This is a genomic window from Roseovarius sp. ZX-A-9, from assembly GCF_028369135.1.
In the GTDB taxonomy this organism is placed as follows: Bacteria; Pseudomonadota; Alphaproteobacteria; order Rhodobacterales; family Rhodobacteraceae; genus Roseovarius.
In genome coordinates this window covers 101,722-117,010 of record NZ_JAPWHW010000012.1, presented here as the reverse complement: position 1 = coordinate 117,010, position 15,289 = coordinate 101,722, and the positions used below count along the sequence as shown (strand labels likewise).

General features: G+C 65.5%; 14 protein-coding genes and 1 riboswitch. Of the genes, 8 read left to right on the top strand and 6 right to left on the bottom strand.

Translation table 11 applies throughout. The features are described 5' to 3' along the window. Positions 1–38: 38 nt before the first annotated feature. The 4 genes from cbiE to O3306_RS13355 form a co-directional block, all read right to left on the bottom strand. Positions 39–1,241 (bottom strand): precorrin-6y C5,15-methyltransferase (decarboxylating) subunit CbiE, encoded by a 1,203-nt coding sequence (gene cbiE, locus O3306_RS13370; RefSeq protein ID WP_272008139.1) that lies wholly within the window; start codon positions 1,239–1,241, stop codon positions 39–41. Positions 1,242–1,314: 73 nt separating this feature from the next. After that, the gene (locus O3306_RS13365; protein WP_272008137.1) at positions 1,315–1,956 is read right to left on the bottom strand and encodes a precorrin-8X methylmutase; all 642 of its coding nucleotides are present in this window, start codon (positions 1,954–1,956) and stop codon (positions 1,315–1,317) included. A gap of 103 nt (positions 1,957–2,059) precedes the next feature. Beyond that, positions 2,060–3,313 carry a sirohydrochlorin chelatase gene (locus O3306_RS13360; protein ID WP_272008135.1) on the bottom strand — a complete coding sequence of 418 codons (1,254 nt, stop codon included), beginning with the start codon at positions 3,311–3,313 and terminating at the stop codon, positions 2,060–2,062. Further along, positions 3,310–3,546 carry a DUF6732 family protein gene (locus O3306_RS13355; protein WP_272008133.1) on the bottom strand — a complete coding sequence of 79 codons (237 nt, stop codon included), beginning with the start codon at positions 3,544–3,546 and terminating at the stop codon, positions 3,310–3,312. Before O3306_RS13355 ends, O3306_RS13360 begins: the two co-directional genes overlap by 4 nt. 321 nt (positions 3,547–3,867) lie before the next feature. On the opposite strand from O3306_RS13355, the gene O3306_RS13350 reads away from it, so the two are divergent. From O3306_RS13350 to O3306_RS13335, 4 genes are all read left to right on the top strand, one after another. After that, complete coding sequence (locus tag O3306_RS13350; protein WP_272008131.1) at positions 3,868–4,245, top strand: DUF1636 domain-containing protein; 378 nt, start codon at positions 3,868–3,870, stop codon at positions 4,243–4,245. Between the two features lie 3 nt (positions 4,246–4,248). Next, the gene (gene cbiB / locus O3306_RS13345; protein WP_272008130.1) at positions 4,249–5,160 is read left to right on the top strand and encodes an adenosylcobinamide-phosphate synthase CbiB; all 912 of its coding nucleotides are present in this window, start codon (positions 4,249–4,251) and stop codon (positions 5,158–5,160) included. Between the two features lie 157 nt (positions 5,161–5,317). Continuing rightward, positions 5,318–6,496: a lytic murein transglycosylase gene (locus O3306_RS13340; protein WP_272008128.1), complete on the top strand. Its 1,179-nt coding sequence runs from the start codon at positions 5,318–5,320 to the stop codon at positions 6,494–6,496. 204 nt (positions 6,497–6,700) lie between these two features. After that, positions 6,701–7,903 carry a DMT family transporter gene (locus O3306_RS13335; protein ID WP_272008126.1) on the top strand — a complete coding sequence of 401 codons (1,203 nt, stop codon included), beginning with the start codon at positions 6,701–6,703 and terminating at the stop codon, positions 7,901–7,903. A 123-nt stretch (positions 7,904–8,026) separates the two neighbouring features. On the opposite strand, the gene smc is transcribed toward O3306_RS13335, so the two are convergent. Beyond that, entirely contained in the window at positions 8,027–11,482 is a 3,456-nt protein-coding gene (smc, locus tag O3306_RS13330) for a chromosome segregation protein SMC (protein WP_272008124.1), read from the bottom strand. 332 nt (positions 11,483–11,814) lie between these two features. Here smc and O3306_RS13325 point away from each other — a divergent pair, with 332 nt between their 5' ends. From O3306_RS13325 to O3306_RS13310, 4 genes are all read left to right on the top strand, one after another. Beyond that, positions 11,815–13,074 carry a D-amino acid dehydrogenase gene (locus O3306_RS13325; protein WP_272008122.1) on the top strand — a complete coding sequence of 420 codons (1,260 nt, stop codon included), beginning with the start codon at positions 11,815–11,817 and terminating at the stop codon, positions 13,072–13,074. 61 nt (positions 13,075–13,135) lie between these two features. Continuing rightward, positions 13,136–13,357, top strand: a riboswitch (cobalamin riboswitch). Positions 13,358–13,391: 34 nt separating this feature from the next. Next, a complete protein-coding gene (locus O3306_RS13320) occupies positions 13,392–13,556 on the top strand; it encodes a CbtB domain-containing protein (RefSeq protein ID WP_272008121.1) in 165 nt (54 codons plus the stop codon). 116 nt (positions 13,557–13,672) lie between these two features. Next, positions 13,673–14,353: a CbtA family protein gene (locus O3306_RS13315; protein ID WP_272008120.1), complete on the top strand. Its 681-nt coding sequence runs from the start codon at positions 13,673–13,675 to the stop codon at positions 14,351–14,353. Between the two features lie 54 nt (positions 14,354–14,407). Next, complete coding sequence (locus tag O3306_RS13310; protein ID WP_272008118.1) at positions 14,408–14,911, top strand: hypothetical protein; 504 nt, start codon at positions 14,408–14,410, stop codon at positions 14,909–14,911. A 4-nt stretch (positions 14,912–14,915) separates the two neighbouring features. Here O3306_RS13310 and O3306_RS13305 read toward each other — a convergent pair whose 3' ends face one another. After that, the gene (locus tag O3306_RS13305) at positions 14,916–15,245 is read right to left on the bottom strand and encodes a DUF1636 domain-containing protein (RefSeq protein ID WP_272008116.1); all 330 of its coding nucleotides are present in this window, start codon (positions 15,243–15,245) and stop codon (positions 14,916–14,918) included. Between the last annotated feature and the right edge of the window lie 44 nt (positions 15,246–15,289).

Here is a 15,289-nt window from a genome sequence, read left to right as displayed (position 1 = left end):
TAATATGGGCGCTTTGGTCGAAATTCCGGGCGCAACATTCATCGCTTGATCACGCTCCATTGCGTGACCGGCATCAATGGCCGCCAGCCGGTCAGATTGCCCACCGGCTCGGCGCGGTTGACCTGAAGTTTCACCAACTGTCCGCCATGCGCCTTGTGCAGCGCGATAAGCACGGCCTCGCTCTCCAGAGTGACCGCGTTGCAGACGAGGCGGCCCAGCGGGCGCAGCGCCTCCCAGGCGGCGTCGAAGGTTTCTATGCTCAACCCGCCACCGATGAACACCGCATCAGGTGCCGCCAACCCGGTCAATGCCTCCGGCACCTGGCCCTCGATCAGTTCCAGACGCGGTGTGCCCAGAGCCAGCGCATTGGCCGCCGCCATGGCCCGACGATCGGCGCGCGGCTCGATCCCGATGGCGCGGGCGTAACGCGCGGCGCGCATCCACTCCACGGCGACCGAGCCGCAACCACAGCCAATATCCCACAAGAGCGCGCCGCGCATCGGCATCAGCTTGGCCAGTGTGGCGGCGCGCACCTCCTGCTTGGTCATCGTGCCGTCATGGCGGAACATGTCATCGGCCAGCCCCGGCACCCTTGGCAACAGGGCCGCATCAGGCGCCGCGACGCAATCCACCGCAAGCGTGTTGAAGGCGGGCACCGTATGGTTCCAGTCCTGCGCAGTCCCGTCGAACCGCGCCTCGCGCTCCCCGCCCATCGCCGCCAGAACGGTCATCTTCGATCCGCCAAAGCCGCGTTCGGTCAAGAAGCCCGCGATCTGCGCCGGGGTTTGCGCCCCGGTGGTCAGAATCAGCAGCCGCGCACCGGGCTGGATAAAGGCGATCATCTGCTCGACCGGGCGGCCATGCACGGTCAGTGTCTCCACATCCGCGAGGCTCCAACCCATGCGCGCGGCGGCAAGCTGAAAAGCGCTGAGCTGTGGGTGATAGACGATTTCCGCCGGATCGATGGCACGGCCGATCCGCGCACCAACCGAGAACCACAGCGGGTCGCCGGTGGCCAGCACCACCACGCGGCGGCCCTTGAAACCACGCAGCATATCAATCAGGGCATCGAAGGGCGAAGGCCAGGCAACGCGTTCGGCGGCAATGGCAGATGAGAGATCATGATGCCGGTCGCCGCCCACGATCACCTCGGCGGCTTCCACGATGGCACGGGTGGCCGGCAGCAGGCCAGCCAGCCCCTCTTCCCCGATGCCGACAATATGCAACCACGGCTCAGTCATGGCAGGGACTTTCCGATAGGGTGAAGGAAATTCGCCGAATTTTCTTGATGAGAATTTTTCGCGAAAAATCTTGTCATGATGCAGCAACCTCCGGCAATCCCGCAGCCAGCGCGTTGACCGCCGCCGACGCCATGGCCGAACCGCCGCGCCGCCCGCGCAGGGCGACGAAATCGCAGCCGCGCGGATTGGCGGCCAATTCTGCCTTGCTCTCTGCCGCGCCGACGAACCCCACCGGGAAGCCCAGAATCACCGCCGGACGCGGTGCGCCCTGATCTATCAGTTCGAGAAGATGAAAAAGCGCCGTGGGCGCGTTGCCGATTGCCACCACCGCGCCCTCGAGATGATCAGCCCAAAGCTCGACCGCCCCTGCCGATCGGGTGTTGCCTATACCAGCGGCGATGTCGCGCACGCGCGAATCGTTCAGGGTGACAATGATCTGATTATCTTTCGGCAAGTATCGACGGATGATACCCGCGCCTACCATCTCGCAATCGCAGAGCACCGGTGCACCCGCTGCGAGCGCCGCGTTGCCAGCCGCGTAGGCATTTTCCGAGAAGGCCAGTCGATCTGCAACTTCAACCATGCCACAGGCATGAATGAGCCGCACCGCCAGCGCTTCCATGCCCGCGTCGAACCGGTCCAGCCGGGCCTCGCGGCGAACGGTGGCAAAGCTCTGCGCGTAGATCGCGGATGGAGATTTCTCGTAAGGGCGCAAATTCGGGCTTTCAGTCTTGGGGCCGCCATTGGAGGCCTCCCCTCTTGGCGGGGAGACCCGCCTGTCGGCAGCGGGCGAGGATGTTTCCGGCCAGAAGATGCCTTCAGGCGGGGGTCTTGCGGGCGCTTATCGGCCCAAGCGGGTGATCGGCATGAGGATAGACCGGGTGGGCGTGATCATGGGTATGAGAGTGATCATGGTGATGATCGTGGTGGTGGTGGTGGTGGTCATGATCGTGGTGATGGTGGTGATGTCCGGCGTTTTCGAGGCGGCAGGCCCCGGTACAGAAAGTATCGCACAGCGCGCAGTCGGCCACGTTCGAACCCGGAGCCGACGCGCCCTGGCCTTCGACATGGTGGTGATGGCTTTCCTGAACGGCACCCACTTCGGACTCGAATCCCAGCACTTCGGTGCGATACTTGCACAGGACGCAGGTCGGCGGCGGTGCGGCCCCGAAGGCCGGATGGCCGATGCCACGCTCATTGGCGATGGCGGCACGCTCTGCCGGGGTGATCTTGCGCACGTCCTGACCCTCAATGGCGAGGATCTGCGTGCGGTACTGGCAGGTTCCGCAATTGGGCGGCGGTACGTCGTCAAGCTGTTCGGTCACGCGCGCGGCAAAGGTTTCCAGCACCTTGGGGTGATCGCCCAGATAGCCGGCCTTGACGAACTGCATGGCGGGATGTTCGGCGGCTACCTGATCGGTAAAGCCATAGATACGGTCGATCAGGATGCCGGAGAACAGGAAATAGGGGAACACGATCACCCGTTTGTAGCCCAGCCGCGCCACATGTTGCAGGCATGGCTCGACCAGCGGAAAGGTGACACCGGAATAGCCCACTTCGCACCAGCCAAAGCCGAGACCTTCGTGCAGCATGCGCGCGATCTTGGACACGTTGGCATTGGCATCGGGGTCAGAGGCGCCGCGCCCGATCACCACAAGGCAGGTGTCGTGCAACGCCACCTCGCCCTGTTCGGCATTGGCGCGGTCCACGGCCTGCTGGATACGCGCACCGGCGGCGGCGATCATTCGCGGATCGACGCCCAACTCGCGGCCATAGCGGATGTCGATGCCGTGCCGGGCGGCGTAAGTGTTCAGCACTGTCGGGATGTCGTTCTTGGAATGCATCGCGGCAAAGAGCATGCCGGGCACGGCAAGGATGCGGTCGCACCCTGCTGCGCGCAGCCGGTCGAGCCCGTCGCGGATCACCGGATTGGCGAATTCGAGATAACCATATTCCATCGCCCAATCATCGGGCAGATAGGCCGGCAGTTTCTCGGCCAGCACGCTGAATTCGTCCACGGCGGTCTGGCTGCGTGAGCCGTGACCGCAGATCATAACGCCGGTCTTCGTCATCGAGCGTCTGCTTCTTGCAGGTCTTCCTCGGGGTCTGCCTCGGCGTCGCGATCCCTGGCCTTATCGCGCAGACCGGCCCAAAGGCCGATGGCGATGGCTGCGCCGATCGCCGCCGCGCCCAGCCAGTGGCCATGCCCCGCCGCTTCGGCGAGGTGGCCGGGATGGGCGTGGGCCATGCCCGTACCGGCGCCAAGCGCCACGGTCGCTGTCAGAATCATGGAAGTCTGGTTCATCTGCGGGGTCCCCCTTGTCCTACATATTTCATGAAAAGGAGGTCGCAAAATGGGGCGGCAGCAGGCCGGCCATCTCTTTGACGATGCAGGCCCCGGCTCCCGATGAGGGTCAGCCGTATACCTGCGCACCTTTCCGGCCCGGTCCCGGGCGTCGTCGCTGTTATCTATACGCAGGGGCTGGCCGGTTGCAAACCGGGAAACGACAAGGTTCGGTTCCTTAGCGCCACACGGGCCTGCGCCGGAAGGGGTTGTACCCGTGGCAGAAATCCGCTTGATGGGCGCGAAACCGACGGCACCGATGACAATCAGGACACTGCGCCCATGACCACCTGGATCACGATCTGCGACACCTGCAAGCGCGATGACTGGAGCGAGGCGACCCATCAGCGGCCGCATGGTGAGGATCTGGCGGAACTCGTGGAGAAAGCCGCACGCGGGCGCACTGTGCGGACCCGGCGCGTGTCCTGCCTGATGGGGTGCAAGCACGGGTGCAACGTTGCCATTCAGGCGAATGGCAAGCTGGCCTATACGCTGGGAGATTTCCTGCCCGACAGCGACGCGGCCGCCGCCATCGTGGACTATGCCGAAATGCACGCGAACAGCGACACCGGCCGCGTGCCGTTCCGTGAATGGCCGCAAGGGGTAAAGGGGCATTTCGTGACCCGCCACCCGCCCCTGCCGAATGCCGACGACGCCTGACCGATGAGCGTCTTTGCCTGCCTTTTCCTCGCGCTCGCGCTTGACGCCGCACTGGGCGAGCCGCGCTGGCTGTGGTCGAGGGTGCCGCATCCGGCGGTCCTGATGGGGCGCGCCATCGCAACGCTTGACCGGACCTGCAACACTGGCGCCGCGCGCCGCGCAAAGGGGATCGCGGCGCTGGCGGTGCTGTGCGCCGGTGCCGTGGTTGTCGGTCTGGTGCTGGGCGCACCGGGCGGGATCGTCAGCGCTTTGGTGGTTGCTGTTCTGGTGGCGCAACGCTCGCTGATGGATCATGTCGGTGCCGTTGCCGACGGCCTGCGCGTGTCGCTGGGCGATGGGCGGCGCGCCGTGGGCCAGATTGTCGGGCGTGATACGGCGCAGATGGGGCGCGAGGATGTCAGCCGCGCCGCCATCGAATCGGCGGCAGAGAATTTCAGCGATGGGGTGATCGCCCCGATCTTCTGGTTCCTGGTCGCGGGGGTGCCGGGCATCGTCCTTTACAAGATGGTCAACACTGCCGACAGCATGATCGGCCACCGCACCGAGCGGTATCGCGAATTCGGCTGGGCGGCGGCGCGGCTGGATGATGTGCTGAACTGGGTTCCCGCGCGGCTGACTGCCTTGTTGATCGCGGCGCTTAGCGGCGGGATGGCGGCATGGGCGCAGATCGCGGCAGATGCGCGGCGGCACCGTTCGCCCAATGCAGGCTGGCCCGAGGCGGCGCTGGCGCGGGCGCTGGGCGTGGCACTGGCCGGTCCGCGATCCTATGACGGGGTGCTGCGCGATTACCCTTATGTCCATCCGCACGGGGCGCGGCAGGTTGGTCCGACAGAGATCGACGCAGCGACCGGGCTGCTCTGGCGGATCTGGGGCGCGGTGCTGGCGCTGGCACTGGTTGGCGCGCTGCTGGGCTGAGGCGTTTTCTGCATATGGGGCGCTGACGCTGCGCGATCCCAAAGAGGCAGGCCACCGCACGCCCGTAAGGTGTTTTCCGGTTTTGCCTTTTTCTTTGATTCAAATGTAGCGCGAAACCCTCTAGGCTGCCTCTCGTACACTATATGACGAGGCCCCAATGCGTTTTTTCAAATGTCTTTCCACCGCTCTTCTCATCGGCGCCGCCGCACCCGCGCTGGCCGCCACGCCCTGCGGCGGCTCTTTCAGCGGCTTCGTGAACTCCATGGCAAGCGAGGCCGTCGCGCGCGGGCATGATGCCGGGACGGTGAAGCAGTTCTTTGGCGCGGTGCGGCAGGACCGCAAGGTGCTGAACGCGGACCGCGCGCAAGGCGTGTTTCAGAAGCCCTTTATCGAATTTGCCCAGCGCCTTATCAGCTCGAACCGACTGAACACGGGCCGCGCCAAGGCCAAGCAATACAACAGCGTTTTCCGCCGGATCGAGCAGCAATACGGCGTCAGTCGCGGTGTCTTGCTGGCATTCTGGGCGTTCGAGACGGATTTTGGCGGCTTCCAGGGCGATTTCAACACGCTGAATGCGCTGGTCACGCTGGCGCATGACTGCCGCCGGCCGCATCTGTTCCGGCCGCAGGTCTTTGCGGCGCTGGAGCTCTTTGAAAAGGGCGATTTCGATCCGCGCCGCACCACCGGTGCCTGGGCGGGCGAGATCGGCATGGTGCAGATGCTGCCCCGCGACATTCTGGAAAATGGCGTAGATGGCGACGGCGACGGTCATGTGTCGCTCAAGACGTCGGCCCCGGATGCGCTGATGTCAGGGGGCAAGATGCTGTCCAGCCTGGGCTGGCGCAAGGGCGAGCCGTGGCTGCAGGAGGTCGCGGTTCCGGCAAATCTGGATTGGTCACAGACCGGGTTGCGCACCACCAAACGCGCCTCGGAATGGGCCGCGATGGGCGTAAAGCCACGCCACGGCAAGATCGCAGGAAACCTGCCTGCCAGCATCCTTCTGCCGCAGGGGCGCAAGGGGCCAGCCTTCCTCGCCTATCCGAATTTCAGGGTCTATTTCGAATGGAATCAGAGCTATACCTATGTTCTGACCGCCGCCTATTTTGCCAACCGGCTGGAAGGCGCGCCGGTGATGACCCATGGCAACCCCGAGCGGGGGCTGAGCAGTGCGCAGATGAAAGAGTTGCAACGCAAGCTGGCCGCGCGCGGCTACAGCGTGGGCAAGATCGACGGCATTCTGGGCGCCGGGACACGCGCCGCCGTTCAGGATGCGCAACAAAAGCTTGGCCTGCCCGCCGATGCCTGGCCGACGACTGCGCTGCTCTCAAGGCTTTGATTTCGGCCCGTGACCCTGACCTGCCGCGCGGCCTGCGCGGCAGACACCCCGGCATTGCAGAAATCGCGGTGCCGGGGCCTTTCACGGCAACGTGATCCTGCATTACCGCCTCATTTGAAACTTTCCGCACGCCCCATCCGTATCTCTGAGCACCACGCTTGAAACGGCAGTCCTGCCGCAAGCGCGAACCGGAAAGAGAGATCGATGCGCGATGCAATCCAGATTGGGCCGCTTGCCCCCGCTGCCCCTGCCCGCGCATTTGGCGTGCGCCTGTCGCCCGCCGCCTTCGGCGCGCTGCTGGCCTGGGGCGCAGTGTTGATCTATGCCGCCTCGAACTCGATCGTCGCACTGCTGGTCGAGATCGGCGCGGCCAACACGCTGCCCGGTGGGCGCAATGCCATCACTTATGCGAACCTGCTGGTGCTCGGGTCGATCATTTCGCTGGCCCCCATCGCACTGCTTTACCGGCGTGATCTGACCCGCGCCAACCTGCGCCGTCTGACCCGGCACGACTGGCGCATCCTGTTGCTGTCGGCGGTGCTGTCATCGGCGCTGACGCCGGGCCTGTTCTTTTATGCGCTGGAGCATACGAGCGTCACCAACGTGGTGCTGATCGGCCGGATCGAGCCGCCGCTCTTTCTGCTGGCCACCTGGGTTTTCCTCAAGGAACGGCTGAACCCCTACGCGTTGCTGGCCGGGCTGGTGGCACTTGGCGGGGCAGCCCTGATCATCGGGGCGGGCCATCAGGGCGGGTTCACCTTTGGCAAGGGCGAGGTCGCCACGGTTGCCGCCACGCTGTCGTTCATTGCCTCGACGCTGGTCACGCGCACCGGCCTGCGCGCTGTGCCGGTCGGCATCTTTTCAACCTTCCGCACAGTGATCGGCACCGCCATCTACGTGCTGCTGACGGTGTGGTTGCGCGGCAGCGCGCCGTTTCAGGACATTCTGTCGCCGGTATTGTGGAGCTGGGTCTGGCTTTATGCCGGGGTGGTTATCGTCGCGGGGCAACTGATCTGGACGCTGGCACTGAAACATGCGCGGGCCGAGGATGTCTCACTGGCCACGTCCTTCTCGCCGCTGGCCGCGATCGTGTTTGCGATGGTGCTGCTGGGCGAGGCCCCCGGCCCCGGCCTGCTGCCCGGCGCGGCGATCATCCTGCTGGCAATCGTGATCGGCCAGCGTGGCAGGCAGGACGCGCCCGAGCCCCTGTGCCCGCAGCTCTGTGCCTCGCAACCCGAAAGCCCCCGGCCAGCGCTCCGGCCCCCCGTGGCGCAGATCGAGCAGGGCCCGGACACACTGCCCCGCATTGCCGCCTGGCCGACATGGCGCGGCGGGACATCTGACGCGGGGGGCGCCCCGCCAACGCAGCAAACCCGCCGGGCAAGATGGCGTCGCAGGGAGGAATGAGTATTGCATCCCGCATGACTGAATTCGATGACGGCGGCCTTGCCCCAGACGTGAGGCTACGCGGCGCCGGCTTAGCAGGATCTCTAATTGGCGGTGCCGCCGGTCGCGCGCAATCTAGCAGTGTCAGGCAACCATCGCCGCAGCCTTGCGCAGGTCCACAGACACCAGTTGCGAGACGCCCTGTTCGGCCATCGTAACGCCAAAGAGCCGGTCCATCCGGCTCATTGTCACGGCGTTGTGGGTGATGGTCAGGAACCGGGTTTCGGTCCGGCGGCACATCTCGTCCAGCATATCGCAGAATCGCGCCACGTTGGCATCATCCAGCGGTGCATCGACCTCGTCGAGCACGCAGATCGGTGCGGGGTTGGCAAGGAACACGGCAAAGATCAGCGCCAGCGCGGTCAGGGTCTGTTCGCCCCCCGACAGCAGGCTGAGCACGCTGAGCTTCTTGCCCGGTGGCTGGCACATGATTTCCAGCCCGGCATCAAGCGGATCGTCGCTCTCGACCAGCACCAGATTGGCCTCGCCGCCGCCAAACAGATGCTTGTACAGCAGCGAAAAGTTGCTGTTGACCTGTTCGAATGCCGTCAGCAAACGTTCGCGGCCCTCGCGGTTGAGCCCGGCGATGCCACCGCGCAGCGCCTTGATCGCCTCTTCGAGATCGATCTTTTCGGCCACCAGCGTGCTGTGCTCTTCCTCGACTTCCTTGGCGTCTTCCTCTGCGCGCAGGTTGACCGCGCCCAGCGAATCGCGCTGGCGCTTGAGCCGATTCACATCGGCCTCAAGCGTGTCCGACGCGCGCATGTTGTCGGGGTCTGCATCCAGCGTTTCCAGCAGCGCCTCGGGCGTGCATTGCTGGTCCTCTTCGATCCGGGCGGTGGCGGCGGCGCGCGCCTCACGGGCGGCATCGGTGCGGGCCTCGGCGCGGGCGCGGGCCTCGCGCGCCTCGGAGGCCGCGCGCTCGGCGTCGCGTTCGGCAAGGCTGGCAGCGCGGGCGGCGGATTCGCCCGCCGAAAGCGCATCGGCGGCGGCGGCGCGGCGCGCACTTGCGGTGCTGATATTGCCCGCCATCTCGGCCCGGCTTTCGGCGATCTGCGCTGGCACGGCCATCGCTTCGCTCAGTTCCGCCTCGGCGGCCACCTTACGCTCGGCCAGTTCGGTGCTGCGCTTTTCCGCAGTTTCCAGCCGGTGCTTCCAGCCGCTGGTTTCCTTGGCCACTTCCTGCGTGCGGCGCAGACGCGCTTCGCCCTCGCGGCGCAATTCGTCATGGGCGGAGCGGCGCGATATCATGGTGATGCGCGCGGCTTCGACCGTCATCTTGAAATCCTCGACGCGGGCGCGCATCGCGTCCAGATCGCCCAGATCCGCCAGCCCCTTTTCGGCCTCGGCGCGTTGCTTGCGGGCGGCCATCGCCTCTTCTTCATGGCGAGTCACCGCCAGCCCCAGCGCTTCGAGCTTGGACGCCGCCAGATTGCGGTCGGCCTCGGCCCGGCTGAGGGCGCGGTTTGCCTCGTTCACGGCCGTATCGGCGGCGCGGCGGGCGGCGCGCGCGTCCTTGTCTGCCTGGGTGCGTTGGGCCAGTTGCGCGCCCAGCAATTCGTGGGCACCGCGCGCGCCGTCGGCACGGGCCGTGGCATGTTCCAGCAGTTGTTTCAGTTCTTCCAGCCGATTGAGCTGCTCCAGCCGGAGGGCGGCAGCGGTCGGGGCATCCTCGGCCCAGGCGCGGAACCCGTCCCAGCGCCAGAGATCGCCCGCCAGCGACACCAGCCGCTGACCGGGCCGCAAATCCGGCTGAAGATGCGGGCCATCCTCGGCCTCGATCAGGCCGATCTGCCCCATCCTGCGCGCCAGCACGCCGGGTGCCGTGACGTGACGCGACAGCGGTGTGACCCCGCCCGGCAGCGGCTGCGGCGTCTCGTAATCGGGTAGGACCGCCCAGCCCGAAGGGCCGCTGTCGTCCACCTCGGGGGCGCGCAGATCATCCGACAGGGCAGCACCCAGCGCCTTTTCGAAACCCGGTTCGACCTGAAGCCGGTCGAGGATCTGACCACCATCGCCGGTGTCGCGATCCACCAGCCGGGCCAGTGCTGACACTTCGGCACTGAGCGCGTTCACCTCGCCCTCGGCCTCGGACCGCTCGGCGCGGGCATCGGCCTCGCGCGCCTGGGTTTCGGCGCGGGCCTCATCGGCGGCGATCAGCGCAGCTTCTGCCGCCTCGGCGGCCTGCATCGCTGCGGCTTCGGCGGCGCCTGCGGCTGCGTGCTCGGCGCCAGCGTGCTCCAGCGCCTCGCGCTGGGTGGCGGCGGCGGCGCGGGCGCGCTCGGCCTCGGCCTCGCTGCGGGCCAGCAAAGTTTGACTGTCCGACAACAGGCGCTGCGCCGACTGGTGGCGCGCGGCAAGGCGGGCCACATCCTCGGTCAGGGCGCTGAGATCGCTTTCGCGCTCTTGCAAGATGGCGGCGGCATCCCGCGCTTCCTCAGCGGCGGCCTCCAGCCGTTCGTCGTGACCTTCGCTGGCGCGGGCCAGTTCGCGCGCTTCCCATTCGAGCCGCTCGATGGTTTCGCCCGCGTCGCGGTTGAGGCCGCTTTCGCGGTCGATATCCCGGGCCAGTTGCTCGATCCGCGAGGTGAGCGTGTCGATGCGGGCACGGGCGGCTTTCTCCTGATCGTCGAGCGCGCCGCGTTGCACTTCGAGCCGTTGCAGCACGGCGGCGGCAATCGCCTCTTCCTCGCGCAGGGCGGGCAGTGCATCATCGGCTGCGGCACGCGCCTTGGCTGCCTCGCGGGCCGCGCTTTCGGCGCGAGAGGTGGCGGTCGTCCGTTCGCGCAACTCGGCCTGTGCTGCCGCCAGCGCTTCGTCCGCCTCTTTCCAGCGACGATAGAGCAACATCCCCTCGGCCTGGCGCAACTCTTCACCGATGGCGCGATACCGGGCGGCCTGCCGCGCCTGCCGCGCCAGTTGTGCCAATTGCGCGGCCAACTGTTCGATCACGTCATCGACGCGGGTCAGGTTGGTCTCGGCGCCGCGCAGCTTCAGTTCGGCCTCGTGACGCCGCTGGTAAAGGCCCGAGATACCTGCCGCCTCTTCGAGGATGCGGCGGCGCGATTTCGGCTTGGCGTTGATCAGCTCGGAGATCTGCCCCTGCCGCACCAGCGCGGGCGAATGCGCACCGGTGGACGCATCGGCAAAGAGCATCTGCACATCCCGCGCGCGCACATCCTTGCCGTTGACCTGATAGGCGCTACCCACGTCGCGGGTGATGCGGCGGGTGATCTCGATGTGATCGGAATCGTTGAACCCCGCCGGGGCGAGCCGGTCCATGTTGTCGATATGGATCGTGACCTCGGCAAAGTTGCGCGCCGGGCGCGAAGCGGCACCGGCAAAGATCACGTCCTCCATGCCCCCGCCGCGCATCGCGGTCGGGCGATTCTCGCCCATCACCCAGCGCAGCGCCTCCAGCAGGTTGGATTTGCCGCAGCCGTTCGGCCCCACGATACCCGTCCGCCCATCGGCGATGACCAGGTCGGTGGGGTCAACGAAGCTCTTGAAGCCCGTCAGTCTGAGTTTCGAAAAGCGCAATTCGGCTGCCAGCCCGTCTTCGGGCGCCCCTAGGTTACATCAGGATTGGCGCTTAATGTGGCGATCCACCCGCAGGCATGTCAACGGCAAACCCCACGATATGGCCATTTCGCGCCACTTATCCACAAGATATTGCGCAAATCAGGCCGCCTACCGCTGGATATCGCTACCGGGTCGCTCCCTGCCGCGCCAGTTCGGCACCGAGCGCCGCATTTACCGTCCCGAGAAGGCCTCGGAAAGCGCCGAATTGTCGCGCCGGGCAGCGCCACATGCTTGTGGTTGCGCGGCGATATGCGCATGCTATGGGCAACACCTAAAGGAGACCGTCATAGATGAAAATCATCGTTATGGGCGCAGGCGTCATTGGCGTGACCACAGCGTATTATCTGGCCAAGCAGGGTGCCGAGGTTGTCGTGCTGGATCGCCAGGACGGGCCGGGGCTGGAGACCAGCTATGCCAATGCCGGACAGCTAAGCTATGGCATGACATCGCCCTGGGCCGCGCCGGGCATTCCGATGAAGGCCGTGAAGTGGATGTTCATGAAGCGCCGCCCGCTCTTCATATGGCCGCTGATCAGCCCGACCATGTGGAAATGGTGCGTGCAGATGGTCCGCAACTGCAACGATGCCAGCTATCGCACCAACAAGGGGCGCATGGTGCGTGTCTCCAGCTATTCGCGCGACGTGATGCCCGACCTGATCGCCGAGACCGGCATCGAATATGACGGGCGCGAGCAGGGAACGTTGCAGTTGTTCCGCACCCAAAAGCAGGTGAAGGCGTCTAAGGCAGACCAGGACATCCTTGCAGAATATGATTCGCCCTACGAGGTGCTGGACCGCGATGGCTGCATCGCCGCAGAACCCGCCCTGGCCGAGGTGAAGGACAAGTTCGTGGGCGGCCTACGACTGAGCGCCGATCGCACCGGCGACTGTCGGCTCTTTACCATCGCGCTGACCAAGAAATGCGTCGAGATGGGGGTCTCGTTTCAGTACGGGCAACCGATCAGGTCGATCGCCATCGAGGATGGAAAAGTCGCGGGCGTGGATACCGAGATCGCCGGGCGGATCACCGGGGATGCCTATGTGTGCGCCATGGGCAGCTATGCGGTGAACGTGCTGAATCCGATCGGGATCAGGCTGCCGGTCTATCCGGTCAAAGGCTATTCGGTGACGCTGCCGGTGACAGATGACGCCTATGCACCGCAATCCACCATCATGGACGAGACCCACAAGGTCGCGATCACCCGTCTGGGGGACCGTATCCGCGTGGCTGGCACGGCCGAGATTGCGGGCTATTCCAACCGTCTGGGCCCGCATGCGACCGACACCGTGAAACACGTGATCAGCGATCTCTTTCCGCGCGGCGGGGACATCACCCAAGCCGAAGGCTGGACCGGCCTGCGGCCAATGACCCCTGACGGAACGCCGGTTCTTGGGCCGTCGAAATACAGCAACCTCTTCCTCAATACCGGGCACGGAACGCTGGGCTGGACAATGGCCTGCGGCTCGGGGCGGGCAGTGGCCGATGTGGTGCTGGGCAAGACACCGGAAATCTCCTTTGACGGGCTGACGGCCGAGCGCTACGCCCGCTGATCCGTGACGCGCCGCGCGCCCGATATGCCGGAATCGTTCTTGACGCATTGCGGGCGGCGGGTCATACCGAAGAAGCTAAGGTTCCCCAAGGGCGCAAAGCGCCTGGGGATGAATTGGGAATGAAGTGACGGTGGACCCATGCAGGGCACCCAGTCTTCAGCCGCCCCCGCGACTGTCAGCGGTGAGCCCCTGCCACATGCCACTGGGCCGATTTCGGTCCGGGAAGGCGGCAGTAAGGTGATGACCCGTGAGCCAGGAGACCAGCCCTAGCTTGGTTCAAACGCGCCTCGGGTGAGAGGCGAGAAGGAGACGACAACATGACTGCACTGGTTCAATCCACCGCAAAATCTGCCCTGCTGCCCGCCATCATGGCGCTGGGTCTTGGCTTGGGAATCATCATGATTTCGGGTCACGTTCAGGCATCGGCGCTGCATGACGCGGCCCATGATGTGCGCCACGCTACCGGCTTTCCCTGCCACTGAGATCAGAATCCATTGCATCTGGCGACAGATGCAATGGACGCTGCGATACAACGTCTGAGCCGCGCGGTGGTCTTGCCGCGCGCCAGCTGCCTCAGTTCGTCATGGGACTTTAATTAATGTTTTCAAAAATCGTGACCAGCGCGCTGTTCGCTGGTTTCTGCGCGGGGCTGATTGCGGCCTTGTTGCAGATCGTTTTCGTGCAGCCTGTGCTGCTGCATGCCGAGCTCTACGAGGGTGGCAAGCTGGTGCATTTCGGCGCCGATCCGGTCAGCGCGCATCCCGACCTTGGCGGCTTTGATGTCATGCGCAGCGGGCTGTCGGTGTTGTTCATGGCGCTGACCTATGTGGGCTATGCGTTCATTCTCGTCGCAGCGATGAGCCTTGCGGCGGATCGCGGCGCGCAGATCAATGCGCGCACCGGCCTGATCTGGGGCATCGCGGGCTTTGTCACCTGGCATTTCGCACCGGCCTTTTCGCTACCGCCCGAAGTGCCGGGCGTGGCAGCGGCGGATGTATTCGCGCGCCAGATCTGGTGGTGGGGCACGGCGGCGGCAACCGGCATCGCGCTGGCGCTTATTGCCTTTGGTCGCACTCCGGTCGCCTGGGGCGCTGCGATTGCCCTGCTGGTCGCACCGCATATCATCGGCGCTCCGCATCCCGACAGCTTTACCGGCCCGGTCCCGCCAGAGATCGCCGCGCTCTTTGCCGCGCGCGCGCTGGGGTTCGGCTTTGCCACATGGGTGGTGCTGGGGGGCCTGTGCGGCTATTTTTGGCAGCGCGAAAACGCTGACGCCTGAGCCAACCGCCCCGACCGGCCGCATGGTCGGGGCATATCCACGACGGAGAGCGCCATGCCCAAAACCCTCATGTTCGCGATCATCGGCCTGTTTTTCGGCACCGGGTTCGGGTTTTTGCTGGCCGCCACAACTGGTGCGGAACTGGTGGGGCACGACCACGGCACGGACGCTGCCCACGATCACGCCGCGCATGACCACGGTGACGGGATGGCGGGCCATGACATGCACGACCAGTTGGTCGAAGCCGAAGCCCCCCTGCCCAGCCTGATGCTGCATGTCCTTCCCGACGGACCGCAGAGCCGCAACCTGCACATCATGGTCAGCAATTTCACCTTTGCGCCGCAAAACGTGAACGGCGATCATGTTCCGGGCCAAGGCCACGCGCATGTCTATGTGGACGGTGTGAAACAGCCGCGGGCCTACAGCCCCTATGTGCATCTTCAGGCCCTGCCCAAAGGCACCCACGAAATTCGCGTCACGCTCAATGCCAACACGCACGGTCAATTGGCGATCAATGGCACGCCGATCGAGGCGACAACGCAGATTACAATCGAATGACCGCTCAGGCAGGCACCCGCCCCACAAGGCAATGGCGCAACCGCCCGGCGCCGCGCGCATCCTCGATCCAGCCATCGGGGCTGGCGGCATACATGCGGGCAAAAGCGGTCAGGTCTGCCAGATCGGTTGCCGGCACCACATCGCCAAACAGATACGTCGCCTTGCCCGTGGCCCGGAACGCCACGCTGAGCGGGCGCGCGCAGTTGGACATGCAGTCCCAATCGCCCACGTCATATTCCAGCCCCGCCGCCGCCAGCGCATCGCGCACCGCAGCGGCAAACGCCTTGCCATCCGCGCCGTCGCACGTAGAACAGATCACGATCCGGTGCGTCATCGCCGCCTCCCTTGCGGAATCCGGCCTAGGCGATCCCCCAAACC